Source organism: Aeromonas sp. YN13HZO-058 (assembly GCF_001921245.1).
Taxonomy (GTDB): domain Bacteria; phylum Pseudomonadota; class Gammaproteobacteria; order Enterobacterales; family Aeromonadaceae; genus Aeromonas; species Aeromonas allosaccharophila.
Genome location: NZ_MQSY01000035.1, coordinates 20,746 through 41,073 on the forward strand (window position 1 = coordinate 20,746; position 20,328 = coordinate 41,073).

The following is a 20,328-nucleotide window of genomic DNA, read 5'->3' on the forward strand; positions in this document are numbered from 1 at the left end:
GCAGCAAAAGGGGTCACTGGTGTGACCCCTTTTGCTATCTGGCGGTACTTGGTAGCGAGATAGTGATCTGCTCGTGGGTGACCCTGGTTGCACGGATCCCGTTACCCGTGCCGGTGGGGCTGCTGGGTGGGCAGTGGCGATTCTGTTCGTTGCTTGAGACGACCGAGCCAGAGGCTCAAGCCTGCCGTCAGGATGAGGACCAGTTCAATTCCCATGACCAGACCGCCCAGCTCACCCCGTTCCCAGAACGGGTGCAAGTAAAGTCCACCCAGACTGGCACCCAGATAGTAGGCCACCAGATAGAGGGAGGAGGCGAGGGCCCGGTTGTGTTCGACATGATGACCCACCCAGGCACTGGCGCAGGCGTGTGCAATAAAAAAGCCGAAGCTGGAGATCAGCAAGCCACTCAGGATCCCAAGCAGACTGCCCTGCAGCAGCCACAGACTGCCGATGGCCATCAGCGCGATCCCGACCAGCAGCATCCGTTGTGCCCCCCAGCGGTTGGCAAAGCGGCCGCTCAGGGAGGAGGCCACCGTCCCCGAAAGATAGGTGAGAAACAGCATGCCGAGCCATTGAGTGGGCAGGGAGAAGGGGGGCTTGGCCAGCAGGAAGGTGAGATAGCTGAACTGGTTCAGAAACACCATGAAGTTAAGTCCCCCGATAAGGTAAGCCCCTACCAGCAAGGGGTTGGTCAGGTGTTGCTGCAAGGCGCGGGCAAATTGACCGCGAACGGGGGCGCTTGCCACAAAGCGGGTCTGATGGGGCAGCAGCCAGAAGACCAGCGGCAACAGCGACAGGCTGATAACACCAATCCCCAGAAAGGTGTGCTGCCAGTCGCCAAACCAGCCCGCCAGCAGGCCGCCGACCACCCGACCGGCAATGCCACCGAGGGAGTTGGCTGCAATATAGACCCCCACCGCCGAGAGCAGCGCCCGTTTGCTGAACTCTTCCCCCATATAGGCAATCGCAGTGGCTGGTAACCCGGCCAGCAGCGCCCCCTGCAGGATGCGCAGCAATAGCAGGGAGCTGAACTGTTCAACCAGCGGGATCAACAATGAGAGCATGATGGCCAGGGTGAGGGTGCCCAGCATGACCTGCCGACGGCCATGGCGATCCGCCAGTCTGGCGCAGATCAGCAGGGAGGCGGCGAGGCCCGCGGTACAGCCTGCCAGGGTCCAGCTGGCCGAGAGGGAGTTGACCGAGAAGACCTCGGCAATCAGGGGTAACAGGGGGTGGGTCTGGTAGAGGTTCAGAAACACCAGAAAAGAGCCCAGGCTGAGGGCCAGGGTTGCACGTATCCACTCGCGACTTCCGACTTCAATCATTGCGTATTGTCCTGACAGCTTTTGGTCAGGGTAGAGTCCTTGCGGTTATAAATATAATATATTTAAGTTATCTATCTCATAAGACGAATTGATACATGGATCTGAAACAGCTCACCTATCTGCTGGCGGTCAGGGATGCCGGTTCGTTTACCAAGGCTGCCAACAGCCTGCATGTGGCACAACCTGCCATCAGCATGGCCATCGCCAAACTGGAGCAGCAGCTCGAGTTGCGGCTGTTTGATCGGCAGGACCGGACGGTACGGCTCACCCCGGAGGGGGAGGTGCTCTGTCGCCATGCCGAGCGCCTGCTGTTGCAAATGCATCAGGCCGAGGCCGAGATGGCCGAACTGAAGGGGTTGGAGCGGGGGGAGGTGCGGATCGGGATCCCCTATATGATGGGCTCCTACTATTTTCCCCCTCGTCTGATGGCCTTCAAGCATCGCTATCCCGGGCTCAAGATCCGGGTCGAAGAGGCAGGTACCCGCGAGTTGCTCAGCCGGATGGTGGATGGCTCCCTCGATCTGGCCATCCTCATCACCAGTGATCTGCCGCCCGCCATCGAGGGGGCACATCTGCTAAGCGAAGAGATGTTGATGGTGGTGGGGGACGATCACCCCCTGCGCGGCGAACCGGCCGTGACCCTCTCGCAGTTTTTTGCTCAGGAGTTGGCGCTGTTTCGCCGCGGTTTCTATCACCGCGAGCATATGGAGGCGCAGGCCCAGAGCCTTGGCGTAGAACCCGATATCGCCTTCGAGAGCAATCTCATCCCTCTGCTCAAGGCGGTGGTGCGGCAAGGCTTTGCGGTGACCACCTTCTTGCGGATGGTGCTGGAAGAGGAGCCGGATCTGAGTGGTGTGCCCTTCGACCCGCCCATCTATCTCGATCTCTGTGTGGCGTGGCGGCGTGGCGATCCGCTCTCCATGGCCAATCGTGCCTTGCGAGATTTCCTGCTCAAGGATCGCCCGACCTGATGGCGGCGGGTCATTGCTGAAAATTTGTTACTATTAATGGTGGGTTCGCTTGAGGGCTACACCATGAAACTGCAGCAATTGCGCTATATCGTCGAGGTGGCGAACCACAGGCTGAATCTGTCGGCCACCGCCGAGAGCCTCTTTACCTCCCAGCCCGGGATCAGCAAGCAGGTGCGGATGCTGGAAGATGAACTGGGGATCCAGATCTTCGAGCGCAGTGGCAAACACCTGACCCAGATCACCCCCATCGGTCGGGATGTGATCAAGGTGGCCGCCGAGGTGCTGGACAAGGTCGCCACCATCAAGGTGATGGCCAGGCAGCATGTGCATCCGGAGCAGGGAACCCTCACCATTGCGGCCACTCATCTGCAGGCCCGCTATATCTTGCCCGCCATCCTCAAGGGATTCATGGCCCGCTTTCCCAAAGTTGCCGTAACGGTGATGCAGGGGAGTGCGGCGCAGTGCCGTACTGCCGTGCATGATGGCGCTGCCGATCTGCTGCTGGTGGATGAACCGGAGGAGGGGAGCGATCTGCTGATGCTCCCCTCATTTCAGTGGCAACGGGGCTTGGTGCTGCCAAAGGATCATCCGTTGGCCAAAGCGACATCGCTGACCCCGGCCGAGCTGGTTGAGTTTGCACTGGTGACCGACGGAAGGCCGCTTTCTGCCACTCATGGTAGCGATTGCGCTCATGCCGAGAGCCGGATCGCCTGTTGTGCGAGCGACAGCGATGTGCTCAAGACCTATGTCAGACAAGGGATGGGGATTGGGGTGATGGCAACCTTTGCCTGGGAGCCCCAGCGCGATGGCGATCTGCTGCTCAAGGCGGTGCCCTGGCTACCAGGTGGTGTGGCCGCTATCGGTCTGCGCAGGGGGGCGTTTTTGTGCGGCTATCTGTATGACCTGATTGGACGTCTCGCGCCGCAATTGACCCGGGAGCTGGTCGACCAATACTGCGCTGCCCGCACTGGCGAAGAGCTTGATGCACTGCTGGCCAATCTGACCGTGCCAGTGCGATAGCCTGGGTCGGTATGTGGCTGTCTCAAGAAAAACGCCTCCGAATTGGAGGCGTTTGACGATCTGGCATCCATCAAGGCAGGCTCACTTCTTCAGCATGTGATCCAGCTTGTTGGCCTTGGTCGACAGATAGAACTCGTTGTGGGGATTACGCCCTTCCTGCAACGGCACCCGTTCGGCCACCGGAATGCCGAAGGATTCCATCGCCTTCATCTTGCGCGGGTTGTTGGTCATCAGTTTGAGTGACTTGACCTCAAGCTGCTTGAGCATGTCGGCGCAGATGGTGTAATCGCGCATATCGGCGGCGAAACCCAGGGCCACGTTGGCCTCAACAGTATCGGCACCCTGATCCTGCAGGTGATAGGCACGGATCTTGTTGAGCAAACCGATGCCACGGCCCTCTTGACGCACATACAACAACACGCCACGACCCGCCTTGGCGATATTTTCCATGGCGGCCTGCAACTGGAAACCGCAGTCACAACGCAGACTGAACAGGGCATCGCCGGTCAGGCACTCTGAGTGGATCCGGCCCAGTACAGGCTCTTCACCGGTAATGTCGCCCATCACCAGTGCGGCGTGATCCTTGCCTGTGCCGGTTTCCTGAAAACCTACCAGCGTGAAGGTGCCCCAGGGGGTTGGCAATTTTGATTTGGCCACGAGGGTAACGCTGCTCATAGGTTGCTCCTTACTGCTAACGGCTCAAAAAAGGGGGCCAGTTTAGCGCGCCTTGTCGGCAACGACCATAAGAACAAGTCCCTGCATTGCTTAATGAAATGTCCAGGTAAGAGACAAGCACCGCTGCCCGCCGGGGTTTTGGTCCTTTGTGCGGATTGATGACTGCCAGGCTCACCACATTCGGGTATAATCGGCGCCCATTAACCCACCCCCTCGGGATGGGAGCAACACAGTGCAGGAGAGAAGTTATGCCTCAGATGGCCCCCGTGATGACAATTGATGGCCCCAGTGGCGCAGGAAAAGGCACCTTGTGTCAGCTGCTAGCCGAGAAGCTGGGTTGGCACTTGCTGGACTCGGGCGCCATCTATCGGGTGTTGTCCCTGGCCGCTCTGCATCACGATGTAGCGCTGGACAGTGAAGCCTCATTAGTACCGCTGGCCGCCAATCTGGATGTGCAATTCCAGGTTGAAGGGGATCTGGTCAAGGTGATCCTGGAAGGGGAAGATGTCTCGCGCACCATCCGCACCGAAGAGGTGGGTAATGCCGCCAGTAAAATCGCCGCCTTCCCCCGGGTGCGCGAAGCCTTGCTGCGCCGTCAACGGGCATTTCGTCAGGCCCCGGGTCTGATCGCCGATGGCCGCGACATGGGCACCGTGGTTTTCCCCGAGGCCGAGGTGAAGATTTTCCTCGACGCCAGCGCCGAAGAACGGGCCCAGCGCCGCTATAAGCAGTTGCAAGATAAGGGCTTTGATGTTAACTTTGAGCGTCTTTTAACCGAGATCCGGGAACGTGACGATCGCGACAGAAATCGCGCTACTGCGCCCCTGAAACCGGCAGAAGATGCTCTGGTGGTAGACTCTACCGCCATGACCATAGATGAAGTACTGGCAACAGTGCTCGCCTATGCAGAGCAACAACTTGGTGATGCCAGCGCAAGCTGACACCCGGTCGTCTGCACCAAGGATGGCGCAGATTATTTAAAACAGCCCCGCTTGCGCCGGATTGCAAGTGGATGTTTCATTTGTGACATAAACAATGATCGAATCTTTTGCTCAACTCTTTGAAGAGTCCCTGAACGCCGTTGAAACCCGTCAAGGTTCCATCGTCAAGGGTACTGTCGTTGCTATCGAGAACGGTTTCGTACTGGTTGACGCCGGTCTGAAATCCGAGTCCGCTATTCCGGCTGAAGAATTCAAGAACGCCATGGGCGAGCTGGAAATCAACGTCGGCGATACCGTTGATGTGGCTCTGGACTCTATCGAAGATGGTTTCGGCGAAACCAAGCTGTCCCGCGAAAAAGCCAAGCGCCACGAAGCCTGGCTGCAGCTTGAGAAGGCATACGAAGAGCAAGCTACCGTTATCGGTATCATCAACGGCAAGGTCAAGGGTGGTTTCACCGTTGAACTGAACGGCATCCGTGCCTTCCTGCCGGGTTCTCTGGTTGACGTGCGTCCGATCCGTGACACCGCTCACCTGGAAAACAAAGAACTCGAGTTCAAAGTCATCAAGCTGGACCAGAAGCGCAACAACGTTGTTGTTTCCCGTCGTGCCGTGATCGAGACCGAGAACACCTCCGAGCGTGAAAGCCTGCTGGCTAACCTGCAAGAAGGTCAAGAAGTTAAGGGTATCGTCAAGAACCTGACCGACTACGGTGCATTCGTAGATCTGGGCGGTGTTGACGGCCTGCTGCACATCACCGACATGGCGTGGAAGCGCGTTAAGCATCCTTCCGAAATCGTCAACGTTGGCGACGAGATCGCTGTCAAGGTTCTGAAGTTCGACCGCGAGCGTACCCGTGTATCCCTGGGTCTGAAGCAGCTGGGCGAAGATCCCTGGGTTGCTATCGCCAAGCGTTACCCGGAGACCACCCGTCTGTCTGGCCGCGTGACCAACCTGACCGACTACGGCTGCTTCGTTGAAATCGAAGAAGGCGTTGAAGGCCTGGTACACGTATCAGAGATGGATTGGACCAACAAGAACATCCACCCGTCCAAAGTTGTTAACGTTGGCGACGTGGTTGACGTGATGGTTCTGGACATCGACGAAGAGCGTCGTCGTATCTCCTTGGGTCTGAAGCAGTGCAAATCCAACCCGTGGCAGCTGTTTGCCGAAACTCACGCCAAAGGCGACCGTGTTTCCGGCAAGATCAAGTCCATCACTGACTTCGGTATCTTCATCGGTCTGGATGGCGGCATCGACGGCCTGGTTCACCTGTCTGACATCTCCTGGAACAACCAGGGCGAAGAAGCCGTGCGTGAATTCAAGAAAGGCGACGAGATCGAAGCCGTTGTTCTGCAAGTGGATCCGGAGCGTGAGCGCATCTCCCTGGGTGTCAAGCAGATCGAAGAAGACCCGTTCAACAAGTACCTGGCTGACAACAAGAAAGGTGCTATCGTGAAGGGTAAGGTTACCGAGGTTGATGCCAAAGGTGCCGTTATCGAACTGGCTGACGGCGTAGAAGGCTACCTGCGTGCCTCCGACGCTGCTCGTGACCGCGTAGAAGACGCCACTCTGGTGCTGTCTGTTGGTGACGAAGTAGAAGCTAAATTCATGGGCGTTGATCGTAAGAACCGCACCGTAAGCCTGTCTGTCCGTGCTAAGGACGAGGCTGATGAGCGTGTTGCTATCGATAGCCTGAACCAACAAGAAGAAGTTGTGTTCAGCAATGCTATGATGGAAGCGTTCAAAGCCGCCAAGGGTGAGTAATCCTTGATGCAAGAAAAGGGCGGCATTGCGCCGCCCTTTTTTATCCTGGCAAAATGAATATTGCATGTGATCGGGGAAGGAGATTTAACGTTATGACCAAATCAGATCTCATCGAACAACTGGCATCCAGCCGCATGCATATGCCGGCCAAGGATGTCGAAGCCGCCATCAAGGAGATCCTTGAACAGATGGCGTCGACCTTGCAAAACGGCGACCGGATTGAAATCCGCGGATTTGGCAGTTTTTCACTGCACTATCGTGCGCCCCGCGTGGGACGCAACCCCAAGACCGGGGACAAGGTTGAACTGACCGGGAAATATGTCCCGCACTTCAAACCTGGCAAAGAGTTGCGCGAGCGCGTCAACATCATTGAATAATGCAGAAATGGGCATACCTCGGGTATGCCTTTTTTGTTTTTGGCGCCTATTCCTGTGCCAATCGTCTTGTTTCTTAAACTCTTTTCCCATTCACTCTAGAGTCTGCCTGCGATTTTAAGGATAATCAGCCTCTCATTAGATACTGACAGGGAGCTCTTATGAAGCGTATTTTGGCCCTCATTCCGCTGGTGCTGGTGTTTGTTCTGACCCTGGCGCTGGGCTCACAAAATGGCCAGCTGGTTCAGTTCAATTACCTGATTGCTCAGGGCGAGTTCTCGCTTGCCATGTTGTTGGGCTTCTTCTTCGCAGGTGGTTTTTTGCTGGGTTGGCTGGTATTCGGCCTGCTGTTCCTGCGCCTGAAAATGCAAAACCGCACCCTCAACCGCACCATGCGTCGTCAATCCCGCGAGTTGGAGCTGGCCCGGTCACCGGGTAAGGAATAATGTTCCTCAATGCTTGAACTGCTTTTCCTGCTGTTGCCCATCGCTGCCGGTTATGGCTGGTACATGGGTCGCAGGAGTGTTCGCCAGGACACCCAAAAACAGAGTAACCAGTTTTCCCGCCAGTATGTGGCGGGCCTCAACTATTTGCTGTCCGATGAATCCGACAAGGCGGTGGATCTCTTTATCCAGCTGCTTGAGGTGGACAGTGAAACCATCGAAACACACCTCTCCCTCGGCAACCTGTTTCGCCAGCGCGGGGAGGTCGATCGTGCCATCAAGATCCACCAGAATCTGGTTACCCGCCAACTGACCCGGGAGCAGCGCCAGCTGGCCTTGCAGGAGCTGGCTCGTGACTTTCTGGCTGCCGGTCTGCTCGATCGGGCCGAAGCCCTCTGGAATGAGCTGTGTGACGACAGTGATTATGAAGAGACGGCGCTAGCACAGCTGTTGATCATCCATCAGCAGTTGCGGGATTGGGACAAGGCCATCGATGTGGCGGTTCGTCTGCAAAAATATCAGGGCAAGAAGCTGGCCGACCCCATCTCCCATTTCTATTGCGAACAAGCCGAGATCGCGCTGCGCGACGGCAATAAAGGGGAGGGGCAGGCCAAGCTCAAACGGGCGCTCAGTATCAATCCGGCCTGTGCCCGAGCCAGTTTGCGCCTCGCTGAGCTCGCCATGGCAGAGGGGGAGTATGAGCAGGCCAGCAAGGAGCTGCTGCGGGTGTTCGAGCAGGATATCGATTTTGCGTCCGAGGCAATGCCCAAATTGCTCGAGTGCTATCAGCAGTTGGACCGCACGCCTGCCTTGATCCCGCTGCTTGAAAAGGCGGTGGAAGATCACGCCGGTGTCAGCGTGACCCTTGCCCTTGCCAAGCTGGTTGAAGAGCGTGATGGCCTGAGCCAGGCCCGTTCGCTGGTGTTGCGTCAGCTGCGTCGTCATCCGTCGATGAAAGGTTTTTACCAGCTGGTGGGTTTTCAGCTGGCCAGTGCGGAGGAGGGACCTGCCAAGGAGAGCCTCGAACTGCTGCAACAGCTGGTCGGCGAGCAGATCAAAATCAAGTCAACCCACAAGTGTCGGCAGTGCGGCTTTGCCACTCACTCACTGTTCTGGCAGTGCCCGTCTTGTCGCCAGTGGGGTTCCATCAAGCCGATCCGTGGTCTGGACGGTGAATAACAAGCAATAGGATGTGAGATGCAAGATCCCAAAGTACTGGTAGCGCTGGATTATCAGCACGAGGCAGATGCCTTAGCGTTCGTTGAACGTATCTCTCCGGCCCAGTGCCGTCTCAAGGTAGGCAAGGAGATGTTTACCCTGTTTGGCCCGCAGTTTGTACGTCAGCTGGTGGCCAAGGGATTCGATGTCTTTCTGGATCTGAAGTTTCACGATATTCCCAATACCGTTGCCAAAGCCGTGGCAGCCAGTGCCGAGCTCGGTGTCTGGATGGTCAACGTGCATGCCAGTGGTGGTGAGCGGATGATGCGTGCCGCCAAAGAGGCGCTGCTGCCATATGGCGACAAGGCGCCGCTGCTTATCGGCGTGACCGTGCTGACCAGCATGGAGCAGTCCGACATGCTCCCCCTTGGTCTGGATGTGAGCCCGGCCGAGCAGGTGATCCGGCTGGCTACCTTGACCAAGGCATCCGGTCTGGATGGGGTGGTCTGCTCTGCCAACGAGGCCCATGAGCTGAAAGCCTTGCTGGGCGTCGATTTCAAGCTGGTGACCCCGGGTATTCGCCCGACCGGTTCAGCGGCGGGGGATCAACGCCGGGTGATGACACCCAAAGCGGCGGTCGAGGCGGGTGCCGATTATCTGGTTATCGGTCGCCCCATTACCCAGGCTACCGATCCGGCCGCCATGCTGGCCAGTATCAATGCCGAGCTGGCTGGTGCGTAACAGGCTCACTCAGTGAAACACGGTGCAGGCCGAGCAACAGGCCTGCACCGGCCCCGATAAGATGAGAGCCGATGTGTACCCTGGCATTGATCAGGGTGGAGATCGGGCTCTCTCCTGCGTTGTAGAAGTCCATCACCAGTTTGAGCCCCATCCCTGCCAGCAGCAGCCAGCCCGATGTGCGGCGTCCGTGGCGGATATCCTGCATCGCTCCCCAGACAAACAGGCCATGCAGCGAGCCGGATAGCCCCATGTACCACTGGGTCTGCGGGCACCACCACCAGATCCCCAAGCCCACGGCCAGCCAGAGCAGCAACATCAGCAGCGGCAGGCGGGCCTGACCCAGATAGTCGCGAAACAGGCTGTAGAGGATGGCGAGGCCACTTAGGTTGAGCAGCAGGTGCCACAGATTGGTATGAGCCAGATTGCCTGTTATGATCCGCCACCCTTCGCCACCTGCGATCAAGGGCCGATCGAAGCAGAGCTGAAGATTGGGAACGGTAAAGAAGAGTAGCAAGCTGGTGAGAGAGAGCGTGATAACCCAGAGCAATCCAGATTTGTCTGACAACATGAAACAGTCCAACGACAAGAACAGTCGATACTGTACACGTTGCACCCGAGCCCTCAAAGCCTGCCTGTGCGATTATATTGTGCCGGTTGACAATCACACGCCCCTCTACATCTTGCAGCACCCCAACGAGGTGGCACATCCCAAGGGCACCGCGGCGCTGCTGGCGGCCTCTTTGCAACAGTGCGAGATCCATGTGGGGGAGGACTTTTCCCGTGATGAGTGGCTGAACGGGCTGCTCGCCGATCCTTCCCGTCGCTGCTATCTACTCTGGCCGGATGAGGGTGCTATTTCGCTGGTTGATCTTCGCCAACAGCGGGAGAGTGAGTCCTCTGACTCGGCCGCCGTTGCTTTTATCTTGCTCGACGGCACCTGGCGCAAAGCTTATCGCATGTTGCAGAGCAATCCGGCATTGGCCCGCTTGCCCCGCATCGGCATTGGCGCTATTGCCGGTCAATATGCCATTCGCAAGAAACCCTTTCCCGATGCCCTCTCTACCATAGAGGCGGGCTATCACCTCTTGTCCCGGTGGGAGGGGAGGCCGGAGCGCTATGCGCCCTTGCTGACCCTGTTTAACCGGTTGAATACTCAGTGGCAGGACTTTGCCGAAGGCCGCCGCGCGTGACATTTGAAGGAGTTATCAAGATGAAAAAAGCAGTCGTGGTTTTCAGTGGCGGTCAGGACAGCACCACCTGTCTGGTACAGGCATTGGCTCAGTATGATGAAGTGCACGCCATCACCTTCGACTATGGCCAGCGCCATCGGGAAGAGATCGACACCGCGCGCCGTCTGGGCAGTGCGCTGGGGATTGCCGCCCACAAGGTGATGGATGTGACGCTGCTCAATGAGCTGGCGGTCTCTGCCCTGACCCGTGACGACATCCCGGTCAGCTGCGAGCTGCAGGATAACGGATTGCCCAACACCTTCGTGCCGGGCCGCAATATCCTGTTCCTGACGCTGGCCTCTATCTATGCCTATCAGGTGGGCGCCGAAGCGGTGATCACCGGTGTCTGCGAGACCGATTTTTCCGGCTATCCCGATTGCCGTGACGAGTTCGTCAAAGCCCTCAATCAGGCGGTGTCGCTGGGGCTGGGTCGCGACATTCGTTTTGACACTCCCTTGATGTGGCTCGACAAGGCCGAGACCTGGGCACTGGCGGATCACTATGGTCACCTCGACACGGTACGCCAGCAGACCCTGACCTGCTACAACGGTATTGCCGGTGACGGTTGCGGCACGTGTCCGGCTTGCGAGCTGCGCAGTCGCGGTCTGAATAACTATCTGGCCGACAAGGCGGGTATCATGACTAGGCTGTATGAGAAAACCGGGCTGGGCGAGAAAAGCGCAGAGTGAGCCTGCGTCTTGCCGTGGCTTGGGGTATAATCCGCGACTTTTGCAACAAGCCGTGATCGAGATGCACTACCCAATCAACGAGATTTTCCAGACCATCCAGGGGGAGGGCATCTTTACCGGCCTGCCCGCCATCTTTGTTCGCCTGCAGGGTTGCCCGGTGGGCTGCCCCTGGTGCGATACCCGCCATACCTGGGTTGTTGATCCGGCTCGTGAAGTGGGTAAAGAGGCGGTGCTGGATCGCTCCAACGAATCCGATTGCTGGAGCCAACTCAGCACCGCGCAGATCATCGCCAGCTTTGCCCAGCTGGGTTATCAGGCGCGCCATGTGGTGATCACCGGTGGCGAGCCCTGCCTTTATGATCTGCACGAACTCTCGTCAGCCCTGCTGGCGGCGGGTTATCAGGTGCAGATTGAAACCAGTGGTACCAGCGAGATCAAGACCCATGAGCAGACCTGGGTGACCGTCTCCCCCAAGATTGGCATGAAAGGGGGGCTGCCTGTGCTGGTCTCGGCGCTGGAGCGGGCCAACGAGATCAAGCATCCGGTGGCCACCGAGCACCATATTGAAGAGCTGGATGCGCTGCTGGCTACCGCGACTCTGCGCCCGGATGTGGTCATTGCCTTGCAGCCGATCAGCCAGAAGCCAAGGGCTACCCAATTGGCGATGGATACCTGTATCGCGCGTAACTGGCGACTCTCCATCCAGACTCATAAATATCTGGATATCGATTAATATGGATTGGCTCTCCGACGAACAGGTGCTGCTGACGCTGACTAACAAGATGCCTTACGGTAAATATCAGGGGCGGCGCATCATCGATATTCCCGAGCCCTATCTGGTGTGGATGGCGCGCAGCGGTTTTCCGGCGGGTAAATTGGGCCAGACGCTGGCGCTGGCTTACGAGATCAAACTCAATGGACTCGAGTCCATGATTATTCCCATTATTAACAGGATGTCGGTATGAGAATATATACGAGGCAGGGCGACAAGGGCATGACCCGGCTGGCCGATGGTATCCAGTTGCCCAAGGATCATTTGCGGGTCGAGACCTACGGTTATATCGATGAGCTCAACTCCCATATTGGCTTGCTGATTTGTGATGTGCCGTCGCAAGAGGTCGGCTTATTGGCTGATTTACAGTTGTTGCAACAGGAGTTGTTTGATCTGGGGGGCGAGTTGGCATTCTCCAGCGATGCCCAGAATGAATCGATTTGGCAGGTTAATGCCGCCTGGACCACTCGCCTTGAACAGCAGATAGATCGTTATAGTGAGCCATTGCCACCACTGCGCCAATTTATATTGCCCGGTGGTTCCCGTGCCGCGGCGCAAGCACATGTGGTGCGAACTTTGGTGCGTCATTGCGAGCGCTTGCTGCTGACTTTGAGCCGGGAAGAGCGGGTCAATCCCGAGGTGCTGCCCTATCTGAACCGGATGAGTGACTGGTTCTTTACCGTTGCCCGCTACCTCATCTGCGTGGCAGGAGCGCGTGAAGTGCTGTGGGTAAAGGCTGCAGATCGCCCGCAATCGGCTATCTGATATTTCACGTTTAAGCGGCAATAAAAAACCTCGCCTTGGCGAGGTTTTTTTATTCGCAACACAAAAGCTGTCAGATAGCAAAATCTTCCAGTGATTTGCCTGCTGCCACCGCACTGGCAATGGCCGAAGGCATACGGCCCTGGCCGGTCCAGGTTTTCTCTACGCCATTATCCTGATAGCGATATTTGGCCGGACGTGGCGCGCGTTTGGCTTTTTCTGATTTGCCGGGGGCGGTGGCGACAACGCTTACCAATTCTGCCGGGTCAATACCGGCGGCTTTCAGCATTTCGCTATATTCGTTAATTTTCCGCAGATGCTCTTCACGGGCCTGACGCTCGGCAGCTTCATCCTGCTGACGCTCAGCAACGATAGCAGAGAGTTTTTCCAGTGCCTCTTCCAGTTGTTCCAGAGAAAGTTCGCGGCAGGTCGCACGCAGACTGCGGATATTAAGCAGTACCTTTAAAAATTCATTCATAGGAGTTACCACGTCGAGTCAGAGAAAATATTATGTTCCAGCTGATTCTTGCTTGGCGATTTAAATAAGTCAAGCCGGGTTAAATATTATATCCGTAGCGATCATCAATGCAGATATTTAATATGCCCAGCAATAGGGCTTGGTGATTGGATGCCAATGAAACCGCAGTAGGTGAAAATAGCGTCAAAGCTGGCGTTGTTGCATCATTTGACTACCATTTTCCGACGTTGATATGTTTATCATGACTATTTAATCAAAAAACTTGCTATAAGCTGCCATCTCGATAAAATGCTTGGCGAATACCTTTAAGTAGAGGCGCGCTGCCTATGAGTATTTGTGCGGAGGGTGATGCCTGTGATGCACAAGGAAAGGAGTCAGCGCCGAAGTGGCCAGGCCATCATACCGGGCTGCTGGTTCTGCATCTAATAGGTGCAGGACTGCCATAGTCATCCACTATGGAGCGCTACCTGAAGGGGCTGAGGAGTATGACCTCCCCATAGGTTTTGTTTCTTTAGATCCTCTCGGTAGATCTCCACCTGTAATCTTTAGGTGCAAAGAGATCATGGACATTAGTCATTTCGCCGACTCCGGTTGGTCCGTACTTCCCCCTCTGTTGGCTGTTGCGCTGGCGATCCTGACCCGCCGCGTACTGTTGTCCCTTGGTGTGGGCATCGTCACCGGCAGTCTGCTGCTCAATCATTTTTCCCCCCTCGACTCCCTGCATTACATGTTGAATACCGTGCTCAAGATCTTCTGGGTAGATGGCGCGCTCAACCGTGACAACGTCAACATGATCCTGTTTATGCTGCTGCTGGGTGGCCTCATCAGCCTGATGAGCGTCTCCGGGGCGACCCGTGCCTTTGCCGAGTGGGCCGAGCGTCGTGCCAAGACCCGCAAGGGTGCCAAAGCACTGACCGGCATGATGGTGTTTGCCTTCTTTATCGATGACTTCTTCCACAGCCTGTCGGTGGGGGCCATCTGCCGTCCGGTCACCGACCGCTTCCAGATTTCCCGCGCCAAACTAGCCTATCTGCTGGACTCCACCGCGGCGCCGGTCTGCGTGCTGATGCCCATCTCCTCCTGGGGCGCCTATATCATCGCCCTGGTTGGCGGCATCATGGCGGCCCACGGTCTGACCGAACAGAGCCCCATCGCGGCGTTTGTCGAGATGATCCCGATGAACCTTTACGCCGTCTTCACCCTGATCATGGTGCTGGTGGTGATCGCCTGTCAGCTCGATATCGGCCCGATGCGCCAACACGAAGAGTGGGCGCTGGAAGGCAAGCTGTGGGATGAGTCCAAGGGGCGCCCCATCGGTCTGGATATGGAGAGCCCGGAAGAGAGCAACGGCGGCATGATCGACATGGTCTTGCCGATCCTGACCCTGACAGCTGCCACCATCTATTTCATGATCGATTCCGGTGCGGCGGTGCTGAGCGAGAAAGGGCTGCCGTTTAGCGTGCTCGGTTCGTTCGAAAACACCAACGTCGGCTCTTCGCTGGTCTACGGTGCCCTGTGCAGTCTGGTGGTCTCCATCGGTCTGGCCATGCGCTTGAAGCTGGGTGCCAAAAACTGGATCAAGGCCGCGCCGCAAGGTGTCATGGCCATGCTGCCGGCCATCAACATCCTGCTGTTCGCCTGGACCATCGGTGCCGTGGTGCGCGATGTGGAGACCGGCAAGTACCTGGCTTCGCTGGCTAACGGCAACCTGCCGATCGAAGTGCTGCCCGCCGTGGTCTTTATTCTCTCCTGCGCTATGGCGTTTGCCACCGGCACCAGCTGGGGCACCTTCGGCATCATGCTGCCGCTGGCCGGTGACATGGCCGCCGCCAGCGATATCAGCCTGATGTTGCCGATGCTGGCCGCGGTACTGGCCGGTTCGGTATTCGGGGATCACAGCTCACCCATCTCCAGCACCAGCATCCTCTCTGCCACCGGCGCCGGCTGCCATCACATCGATCACGTGATGACCCAGCTGCCCTATGCACTGGCCATCGCCTTCGGTGCGGCTATCGGTTACCTGGCGATGGGGGTGATGCACTCCAGCCTGGCCGGTTTCAGCGTCAGTGCCCTCTGGTTCGTGCTTTTTACCAGCTATCACCTGAAAAAGGCCAAAGCGCGGCCAGCTCTGGCCACCGCGTAACATTTATAGAGCAAGGGGCCCGCGGGCCCCTTGGTTTTGTCGGGGGCTTTGGTTAGCATGCGCCCCATAAATTCAGTTTCGGAACAGTATCATGGCTTCTCTGCACTACAAATTTGCCACCATGAATTCAGGCAAATCCACCCAGCTCATTCAGGCGCACTTCAACTATCTGGAGCGGGGCATGCATCCTCTGGCGATGACGCCAGCCATCGATGACCGTTTCGGGGTCGGGGTGATCAGTGCCCGGGTTGGCCTTGAGCTGAAGGTGGACGTGTTCAGCGACAGCTGTGATCTGTTTGAAATGGTGAAAGCGCGCCATGCGAAGAAACATATCGATGTTTTCATCGTGGACGAGGCCCAGTTCCTGACCCGTGAGCAGGTCTACCAGCTGGCCCGCATCGTCGATGAGCAGGATATTCCGGTGATGGCCTATGGCCTCAAGACCGATTTTCGTGGCGAGCTGTTCCCCGGTTCCTACCATCTGCTCTGTCTGGCCGACAAGTTTGAAGAGTTGAAGAGCATCTGCTGGTGCGGCAACAAGGCCCACATGAACTCCCGGGTCAACGAAGCGGGTCAGGTGATGCGCGATGGCGAACAGGTGGAGATCGGTGGCAACGATCGCTATGTGTCACTGTGCCGCAAGCACTATCTGGAAGGTCGGGCCTACAAGTAATCCGGCTGCGATATTTGTATAGTCGAGAAGGGCGCCAATCTGGCGCCCTTTTTATTTTCCTGCTTGCTTCACTGCGGTTCAGTCAATCTCGATATCCACCGGCGCGATGATGGGGTCGGCCACTGGCAGGCGTTGAAACAGCTGGCGAAAATGGTGCTGTACCCGGCCGATATCGACCAGCGACATGCCGGAGGCAAAACCGAACCAGACATAGAGGCCGGTGAGATCGCGAAACATCGGCGGCAGGTAGCGAGGAGCGGCAATCAGCCCCTCCAGATAGTGCTGATAGAGCACCGGAATATCATCCAGCGTCACCTTGCCGACAAACAGCATCGGCAGGATTTCGGGTACCCCTTCCAGCACGGCACTGCGGATAAAGTTGACCGTCTCCACATAGCCACGCACGTAGGAGAGATCCTTGGTAAAGCAGGCGCCGCCGCCCACCATACCGCCACGAAAGACCCGCTGGGTGATCTTGTAGGCGTCGTGCTCGCTGGTGCCCTGCTGCACGAAGTGCTGAAACACCTCGATAAAATCGGCGCCCCGCTCGGCCATGTCGATGGCCATCACCCGATCGGAGATGCGCTTGGCCCGATCCGGAAAGGAGCTGAAGGTGAGCGTCTCAATCAATACTGCCAGCCCTTCCTGGCACGCCGTGATCCGCGGTGAACCGGCGCTCAGCCAGGTGGCATAGGGCTGCTGGCGACCGTTGAGGGTGGTGCCGACATGGACCCACCCCTCGTGTACCTCCAGCACCTGCAAGTCCAGCTCGGAGAAACGGGCGTGGGAGTTGAGCTTGATGTAGTCACCACCGGCCGCGGCGTCGGAGACGATGCCATCGCTCAGCTTCACTTGCACCGTGCCGTCACTGAAGTAGCTCGACAGCTTGCCCTGCAGTTTGGCGACCGCGGCTTCTCCTTCGAACTCCTTGGGATAGGGACGCACCAGATGGCGCGCCCCGGGCAGGGAGAAGATGTCGCACAGGCGGGCACCCAGCTCCTTTAGGGTCTTGCGATCCCCGCGAAGGTGATCGCTGGCAGAGCCATAGAGCAGTTGGCTGTAACGCTGAAAATCGGGTTGGCCGCGCTGGCGCAGCATCTCGATCACCACCATGTACTGATCGACCGTCTCTTGCAGGATCCGGCCAAGATCGTCCTGCGGCCCCAGCTTTCTGCGGATCCTGTCCCGCAGCTCCTTGAGCTCCAGATACTTGTTGCGCGGATCGAAGCCGAGGGGGAGGGCATCATAGAAGTGCCTGTCGATAGCGGGCAGCTCTCTGCCACCGCTTGCCAGAAAGCGCTCTTGCAGATGGCGTGGCCACTTGATGGCATCCAGAATACGGATGGGTTTTTGCAGGGTGAGCAGCTCATCCGAGAGGGATTTCAGATGGAGGCGATACTTTTCTTGGATGGTCATGGGGCCCCCTGTGGGGCAAGCGTCGTCGTGGATTTGGCTGAGTATATGCATAGCGCTTGCCAAAAAGAAGCGAGCCGCAGGGTTATCGGGTTGGCGTGCTTTTTGTTGCTAGCAAATTGGTTTAGACTGCGCCCCTTGATCTCAATCTTGTCGTGGAAATGATGAATATCCCCAGCTCCGAAATGATAATGCGTTGGTTGCAACAGGCTCGTATCGAGCACTATGTCTGCGACCAGTGTCACGGTATCCACATTGTCTCTTTGCAGTCGGTCGATGGTATTCAGGAGAGCCGGATCTTCGTGGAAGAGGAAGGCCTGCTGTTCTCCTCCGAGCTGGAAGTGCGCCCCTCCGCAATGCTGCCGCTGGTCGCCGAACTGGGCCGACTCAATATGCAGTACCCCTCCCTCAAGGTGTTCCTCGATATCATCGATGACAACCTGCCGCGGCTGGTTGTCGGCCACACCGTCTTTACCAAGGCCGGACTCAGCGTCGAGCAGTTCCTGCTGTTCGTGCAAAGCACCATCGCCGCCACCCACGAACTGGTTGCCGAATGTGAACGTTCCGGCTTCCTCAACCTGGCGGAAATCCAGGTTGCTCCGGAATCTGTGCATTAAGTGTTCGAATGATTCGCCAGGTGAAAAAAGCCGTTGACGCGGGCGGGGCTTTCCCCTAAATTACGCCCCGTTCCAGCGCAACAGCGCAGCGAACAACGTGTTGGCTGAACACGTTAAACCACAGACAAAAATTTGGTGAGGTGTCCGAGTGGCTGAAGGAGCACGCCTGGAAAGTGTGTATACGGCAACGTATCGAGGGTTCGAATCCCTCCCTCACCGCCAAATATAACCCGTTGAATTTCAACGGGTTTTTTCATTTCTAGACTTACGTGATTTTTTTCCTGGATCAACTGGGTGGAACAATCATGTATCTGAGCAAAAATGCCTCCGGCACCTACTACACTCGGCTTCCCTTGCCCAAGAATTTGCGTNCATTTCTAGACTTACGTGATTTTTTTCCTGGATCAACTGGGTGGAACAATCATGTATCTGAGCAAAAATGCCTCCGGCACCTACTACACTCGGCTTCCCTTGCCCAAGAATTTGCGTGACCGAGGCTTGCCGTTTGCTATCCGCACTTCCCTCCTTACCAAAGAACGTCAAGTTGCCGTAGACCGTAATCTGGTGCTGGCGGCGCGTGTCCGCACCCTCATTGCGGCGACACCTGCCGATGCCACGACCCATAGTTTTCATGCCTGGATCAGAGCTGAGATCGATGCATTCAAAGCGGCGGGCTTTACCGTACCGCAATATCATGCTCTTTCTGTTGCGCTTTCGTCCGTTCCCCAGACCATCAAGCAACCCGTCGATACCTCTCCACCTACTACAGGGGTCCCCCTCAGACAGGCGCTGACGAAGTTTATTGAGAGTAAGGCCAGTGAGGGGATCCAGCATAAATCCGTCGGACAACTCCAACTGCGGGTTCAGGCGTTCGTCACTTGGGCCAAGGGGCACATGGTCGATGAGATAACGCCTGCCCTAGCTCAAGCCTTCCGTAACACTCTGCTCCGTAACGACAGTATCAGCTTCAAAACCAAATCAGATTACCTTGCCGCCACCAAGCAGTTCTTCCGCTGGTGCATGATCCTGGGCTATTGCAGCCGCAACCCGTTCGACAGCTTAACGGCGGGCAAGAAGCCAGTGAAAAAGCGGGCAGATGAAGCCAGGGTACGCTGGCATCGCCCGCAACTGGACACCCTGTTTGCGAGCCTGCGAGCCAAACAATCCCAAAAAGGCAAAAAACTCAAGCCCCAGGACTTCTGGGTGCCGCTGCTCTGCCTCTACGCCGGACTGCGCCCGTCTGAGGCATGTCAACTCAAGACCCGGAACGTCAAACAGATCGAGGGGATCTGGTGTCTGGTGGTCGAGGCGGGCGAAGAAGATCAGCAGCTCAAGACGGCCAACGCCTACCGTGATGTTCCGCTGCACAGTGCACTGATCAGACATCACTTCCTAGAGTATGTCGGCCACTGCCGTAGCCAGGGCAGCCAGTACCTGTTTGACGATAAACCCTCGGGCCAGGACGCCGACTGGTCACACAACCTGGTGTGTCGGTTCCAGCGCCATCTCACCAATGCAGGCATTGTCGGTAAGGGGCGGCCGACGATCTATGGCATGCGCCACACCTTTGTTGATGAGTTGCAGCAGGCGGATGTGGCAGAGCACATCGTGGCGGAGCTGGTAGGACACAGCAAGGAGGGGCTGACCTTTGGCCGCTACGGCAAACGGGTGAGCATTGCCCTGTTGAAAGCGAAGATCGAGTTGATACCGGCGGATCTAGTGACCGTCATTTGAAGAGAGGCCACCTGAGCTCTGGATATGTCGCTAAGCGCTGTATGTAGCGGTTAGCGCCCCTCCCAGACAGCATGACATCTGGTGCCATAGCCAGGGCGCAGGAGCCAACCCATCTCAATACGGTGGGTCGTTGCAGTACCAATTCATATCATGCGCCCATGTCAATATTAGCCCCTATAAATATTTGTAAATATAAATATTGACATCCATAAAAATGTGTGATCGAAATGTGTTGACATGGTGCTTGAACGCTCGTAACCTGCTGGCAAGAGTTAGCTGGAATGAGAGCAAATGACCTATGACAAGAACCCGCAGGCCACAGAACTAGGGAAGGTGCGAACAAGTGGATCGCACCTTCACCACGAACTCTTTGTCCGCATTTGAAATGCCCATCACTCCAAAAAA

The 20,328-nt window shown here is 57.0% G+C and carries 22 protein-coding genes, 1 tRNA gene and 1 riboswitch; of the genes, 18 read left to right on the forward strand and 5 right to left on the reverse strand.

Annotated elements, in window-relative coordinates; genetic code table 11:
* Positions 1-101: 101 nt before the first annotated feature.
* Positions 102-1,325 carry an MFS transporter gene (locus tag BSP75_RS08140; protein WP_075112862.1) on the reverse strand — a complete coding sequence of 408 codons (1,224 nt, stop codon included), beginning with the start codon at positions 1,323-1,325 and terminating at the stop codon, positions 102-104.
* A gap of 95 nt (positions 1,326-1,420) precedes the next feature.
* Between BSP75_RS08140 and BSP75_RS08145 the strand changes: the two genes are divergently transcribed.
* Positions 1,421-2,296 (forward strand): LysR substrate-binding domain-containing protein, encoded by an 876-nt coding sequence (locus tag BSP75_RS08145; RefSeq protein ID WP_075112863.1) that lies wholly within the window; start codon positions 1,421-1,423, stop codon positions 2,294-2,296.
* A 63-nt stretch (positions 2,297-2,359) separates the two neighbouring features.
* A complete protein-coding gene (locus tag BSP75_RS08150) occupies positions 2,360-3,316 on the forward strand; it encodes a LysR substrate-binding domain-containing protein (protein WP_075112864.1) in 957 nt (318 codons plus the stop codon).
* Between the two features lie 81 nt (positions 3,317-3,397).
* On the opposite strand, the gene ribA is transcribed toward BSP75_RS08150, so the two are convergent.
* Complete coding sequence (gene ribA / locus BSP75_RS08155; RefSeq protein WP_005337152.1) at positions 3,398-3,991, reverse strand: GTP cyclohydrolase II; 594 nt, start codon at positions 3,989-3,991, stop codon at positions 3,398-3,400.
* Between the two features lie 248 nt (positions 3,992-4,239).
* Here ribA and cmk point away from each other — a divergent pair, with 248 nt between their 5' ends.
* The 6 genes from cmk (at position 4,240) to pyrF (ending at position 9,413) form a co-directional block, all read left to right on the forward strand.
* On the forward strand, positions 4,240-4,932 hold the full coding sequence (gene cmk, locus BSP75_RS08160; RefSeq protein WP_058051760.1) for a (d)CMP kinase: 693 nt from the start codon (positions 4,240-4,242) through the stop codon (positions 4,930-4,932).
* A 94-nt stretch (positions 4,933-5,026) separates the two neighbouring features.
* Positions 5,027-6,697: a 30S ribosomal protein S1 gene (gene rpsA, locus BSP75_RS08165; protein WP_042013223.1), complete on the forward strand. Its 1,671-nt coding sequence runs from the start codon at positions 5,027-5,029 to the stop codon at positions 6,695-6,697.
* Positions 6,698-6,789: 92 nt separating this feature from the next.
* Positions 6,790-7,074, forward strand: coding sequence for an integration host factor subunit beta (gene ihfB, locus BSP75_RS08170; RefSeq protein ID WP_033136607.1), 285 nt, complete (start codon positions 6,790-6,792; stop codon positions 7,072-7,074).
* A 158-nt stretch (positions 7,075-7,232) separates the two neighbouring features.
* Positions 7,233-7,517, forward strand: coding sequence for a lipopolysaccharide assembly protein LapA domain-containing protein (locus BSP75_RS08175; RefSeq protein ID WP_005337143.1), 285 nt, complete (start codon positions 7,233-7,235; stop codon positions 7,515-7,517).
* 9 nt (positions 7,518-7,526) lie between these two features.
* On the forward strand, positions 7,527-8,693 hold the full coding sequence (lapB, locus tag BSP75_RS08180; RefSeq protein WP_058051761.1) for a lipopolysaccharide assembly protein LapB: 1,167 nt from the start codon (positions 7,527-7,529) through the stop codon (positions 8,691-8,693).
* A gap of 18 nt (positions 8,694-8,711) precedes the next feature.
* Complete coding sequence (gene pyrF, locus BSP75_RS08185; RefSeq protein ID WP_075112865.1) at positions 8,712-9,413, forward strand: orotidine-5'-phosphate decarboxylase; 702 nt, start codon at positions 8,712-8,714, stop codon at positions 9,411-9,413.
* Here pyrF and rrtA read toward each other — a convergent pair.
* Entirely contained in the window at positions 9,388-9,981 is a 594-nt protein-coding gene (gene rrtA, locus BSP75_RS08190) for a rhombosortase (RefSeq protein ID WP_075112866.1), read from the reverse strand. The genes pyrF and rrtA overlap by 26 nt on opposite strands.
* On the opposite strand from rrtA, the gene BSP75_RS08195 reads away from it, so the two are divergent.
* The 5 genes from BSP75_RS08195 to BSP75_RS08215 all read left to right on the forward strand — a co-directional run bounded on the left by BSP75_RS08195 (position 9,980) and on the right by BSP75_RS08215 (position 12,868).
* Complete coding sequence (locus tag BSP75_RS08195) at positions 9,980-10,603, forward strand: tRNA-uridine aminocarboxypropyltransferase (RefSeq protein WP_075112867.1); 624 nt, start codon at positions 9,980-9,982, stop codon at positions 10,601-10,603. The genes rrtA and BSP75_RS08195 overlap by 2 nt on opposite strands.
* 20 nt (positions 10,604-10,623) lie before the next feature.
* Positions 10,624-11,331, forward strand: a complete 708-nt coding sequence (gene queC, locus BSP75_RS08200; RefSeq protein WP_058051763.1) for a 7-cyano-7-deazaguanine synthase QueC — start codon at positions 10,624-10,626, stop codon at positions 11,329-11,331.
* A gap of 61 nt (positions 11,332-11,392) precedes the next feature.
* Positions 11,393-12,064 (forward strand): 7-carboxy-7-deazaguanine synthase QueE, encoded by a 672-nt coding sequence (gene queE / locus BSP75_RS08205; protein WP_075112868.1) that lies wholly within the window; start codon positions 11,393-11,395, stop codon positions 12,062-12,064.
* A gap of 1 nt (position 12,065) precedes the next feature.
* Positions 12,066-12,296: a DUF3820 family protein gene (locus tag BSP75_RS08210; protein WP_005337126.1), complete on the forward strand. Its 231-nt coding sequence runs from the start codon at positions 12,066-12,068 to the stop codon at positions 12,294-12,296.
* Entirely contained in the window at positions 12,293-12,868 is a 576-nt protein-coding gene (locus BSP75_RS08215; RefSeq protein ID WP_075112869.1) for a cob(I)yrinic acid a,c-diamide adenosyltransferase, read from the forward strand. The genes BSP75_RS08210 and BSP75_RS08215 overlap by 4 nt, the downstream gene beginning before the upstream one ends.
* A gap of 70 nt (positions 12,869-12,938) precedes the next feature.
* Here BSP75_RS08215 and BSP75_RS08220 read toward each other — a convergent pair whose 3' ends face one another.
* Entirely contained in the window at positions 12,939-13,343 is a 405-nt protein-coding gene (locus BSP75_RS08220; RefSeq protein ID WP_042057292.1) for an H-NS family nucleoid-associated regulatory protein, read from the reverse strand.
* Positions 13,344-13,645: 302 nt separating this feature from the next.
* Positions 13,646-13,817: riboswitch (Lysine riboswitch) on the forward strand.
* 88 nt (positions 13,818-13,905) lie between these two features.
* Between BSP75_RS08220 and BSP75_RS08225 the strand changes: the two genes are divergently transcribed.
* On the forward strand, positions 13,906-15,486 hold the full coding sequence (locus BSP75_RS08225; RefSeq protein ID WP_075112870.1) for a Na+/H+ antiporter NhaC family protein: 1,581 nt from the start codon (positions 13,906-13,908) through the stop codon (positions 15,484-15,486).
* Between the two features lie 91 nt (positions 15,487-15,577).
* Positions 15,578-16,159 (forward strand): thymidine kinase, encoded by a 582-nt coding sequence (locus BSP75_RS08230; RefSeq protein WP_005351181.1) that lies wholly within the window; start codon positions 15,578-15,580, stop codon positions 16,157-16,159.
* Positions 16,160-16,237: 78 nt separating this feature from the next.
* Here BSP75_RS08230 and BSP75_RS08235 read toward each other — a convergent pair whose 3' ends face one another.
* On the reverse strand, positions 16,238-17,575 hold the full coding sequence (locus BSP75_RS08235) for a flavohemoglobin expression-modulating QEGLA motif protein (RefSeq protein ID WP_042657869.1): 1,338 nt from the start codon (positions 17,573-17,575) through the stop codon (positions 16,238-16,240).
* Between the two features lie 158 nt (positions 17,576-17,733).
* Between BSP75_RS08235 and BSP75_RS08240 the strand changes: the two genes are divergently transcribed.
* The 3 genes from BSP75_RS08240 (at position 17,734) to BSP75_RS21520 (ending at position 19,923) form a co-directional block, all read left to right on the forward strand.
* A complete protein-coding gene (locus tag BSP75_RS08240; RefSeq protein WP_082628315.1) occupies positions 17,734-18,189 on the forward strand; it encodes a YbjN domain-containing protein in 456 nt (151 codons plus the stop codon).
* A gap of 134 nt (positions 18,190-18,323) precedes the next feature.
* Positions 18,324-18,411, forward strand: a tRNA-Ser gene (locus tag BSP75_RS08245).
* Positions 18,412-18,612: 201 nt separating this feature from the next.
* The gene (locus BSP75_RS21520) at positions 18,613-19,923 is read left to right on the forward strand and encodes a site-specific integrase (RefSeq protein WP_148140660.1); all 1,311 of its coding nucleotides are present in this window, start codon (positions 18,613-18,615) and stop codon (positions 19,921-19,923) included.
* Positions 19,924-20,328 lie beyond the last annotated feature (405 nt).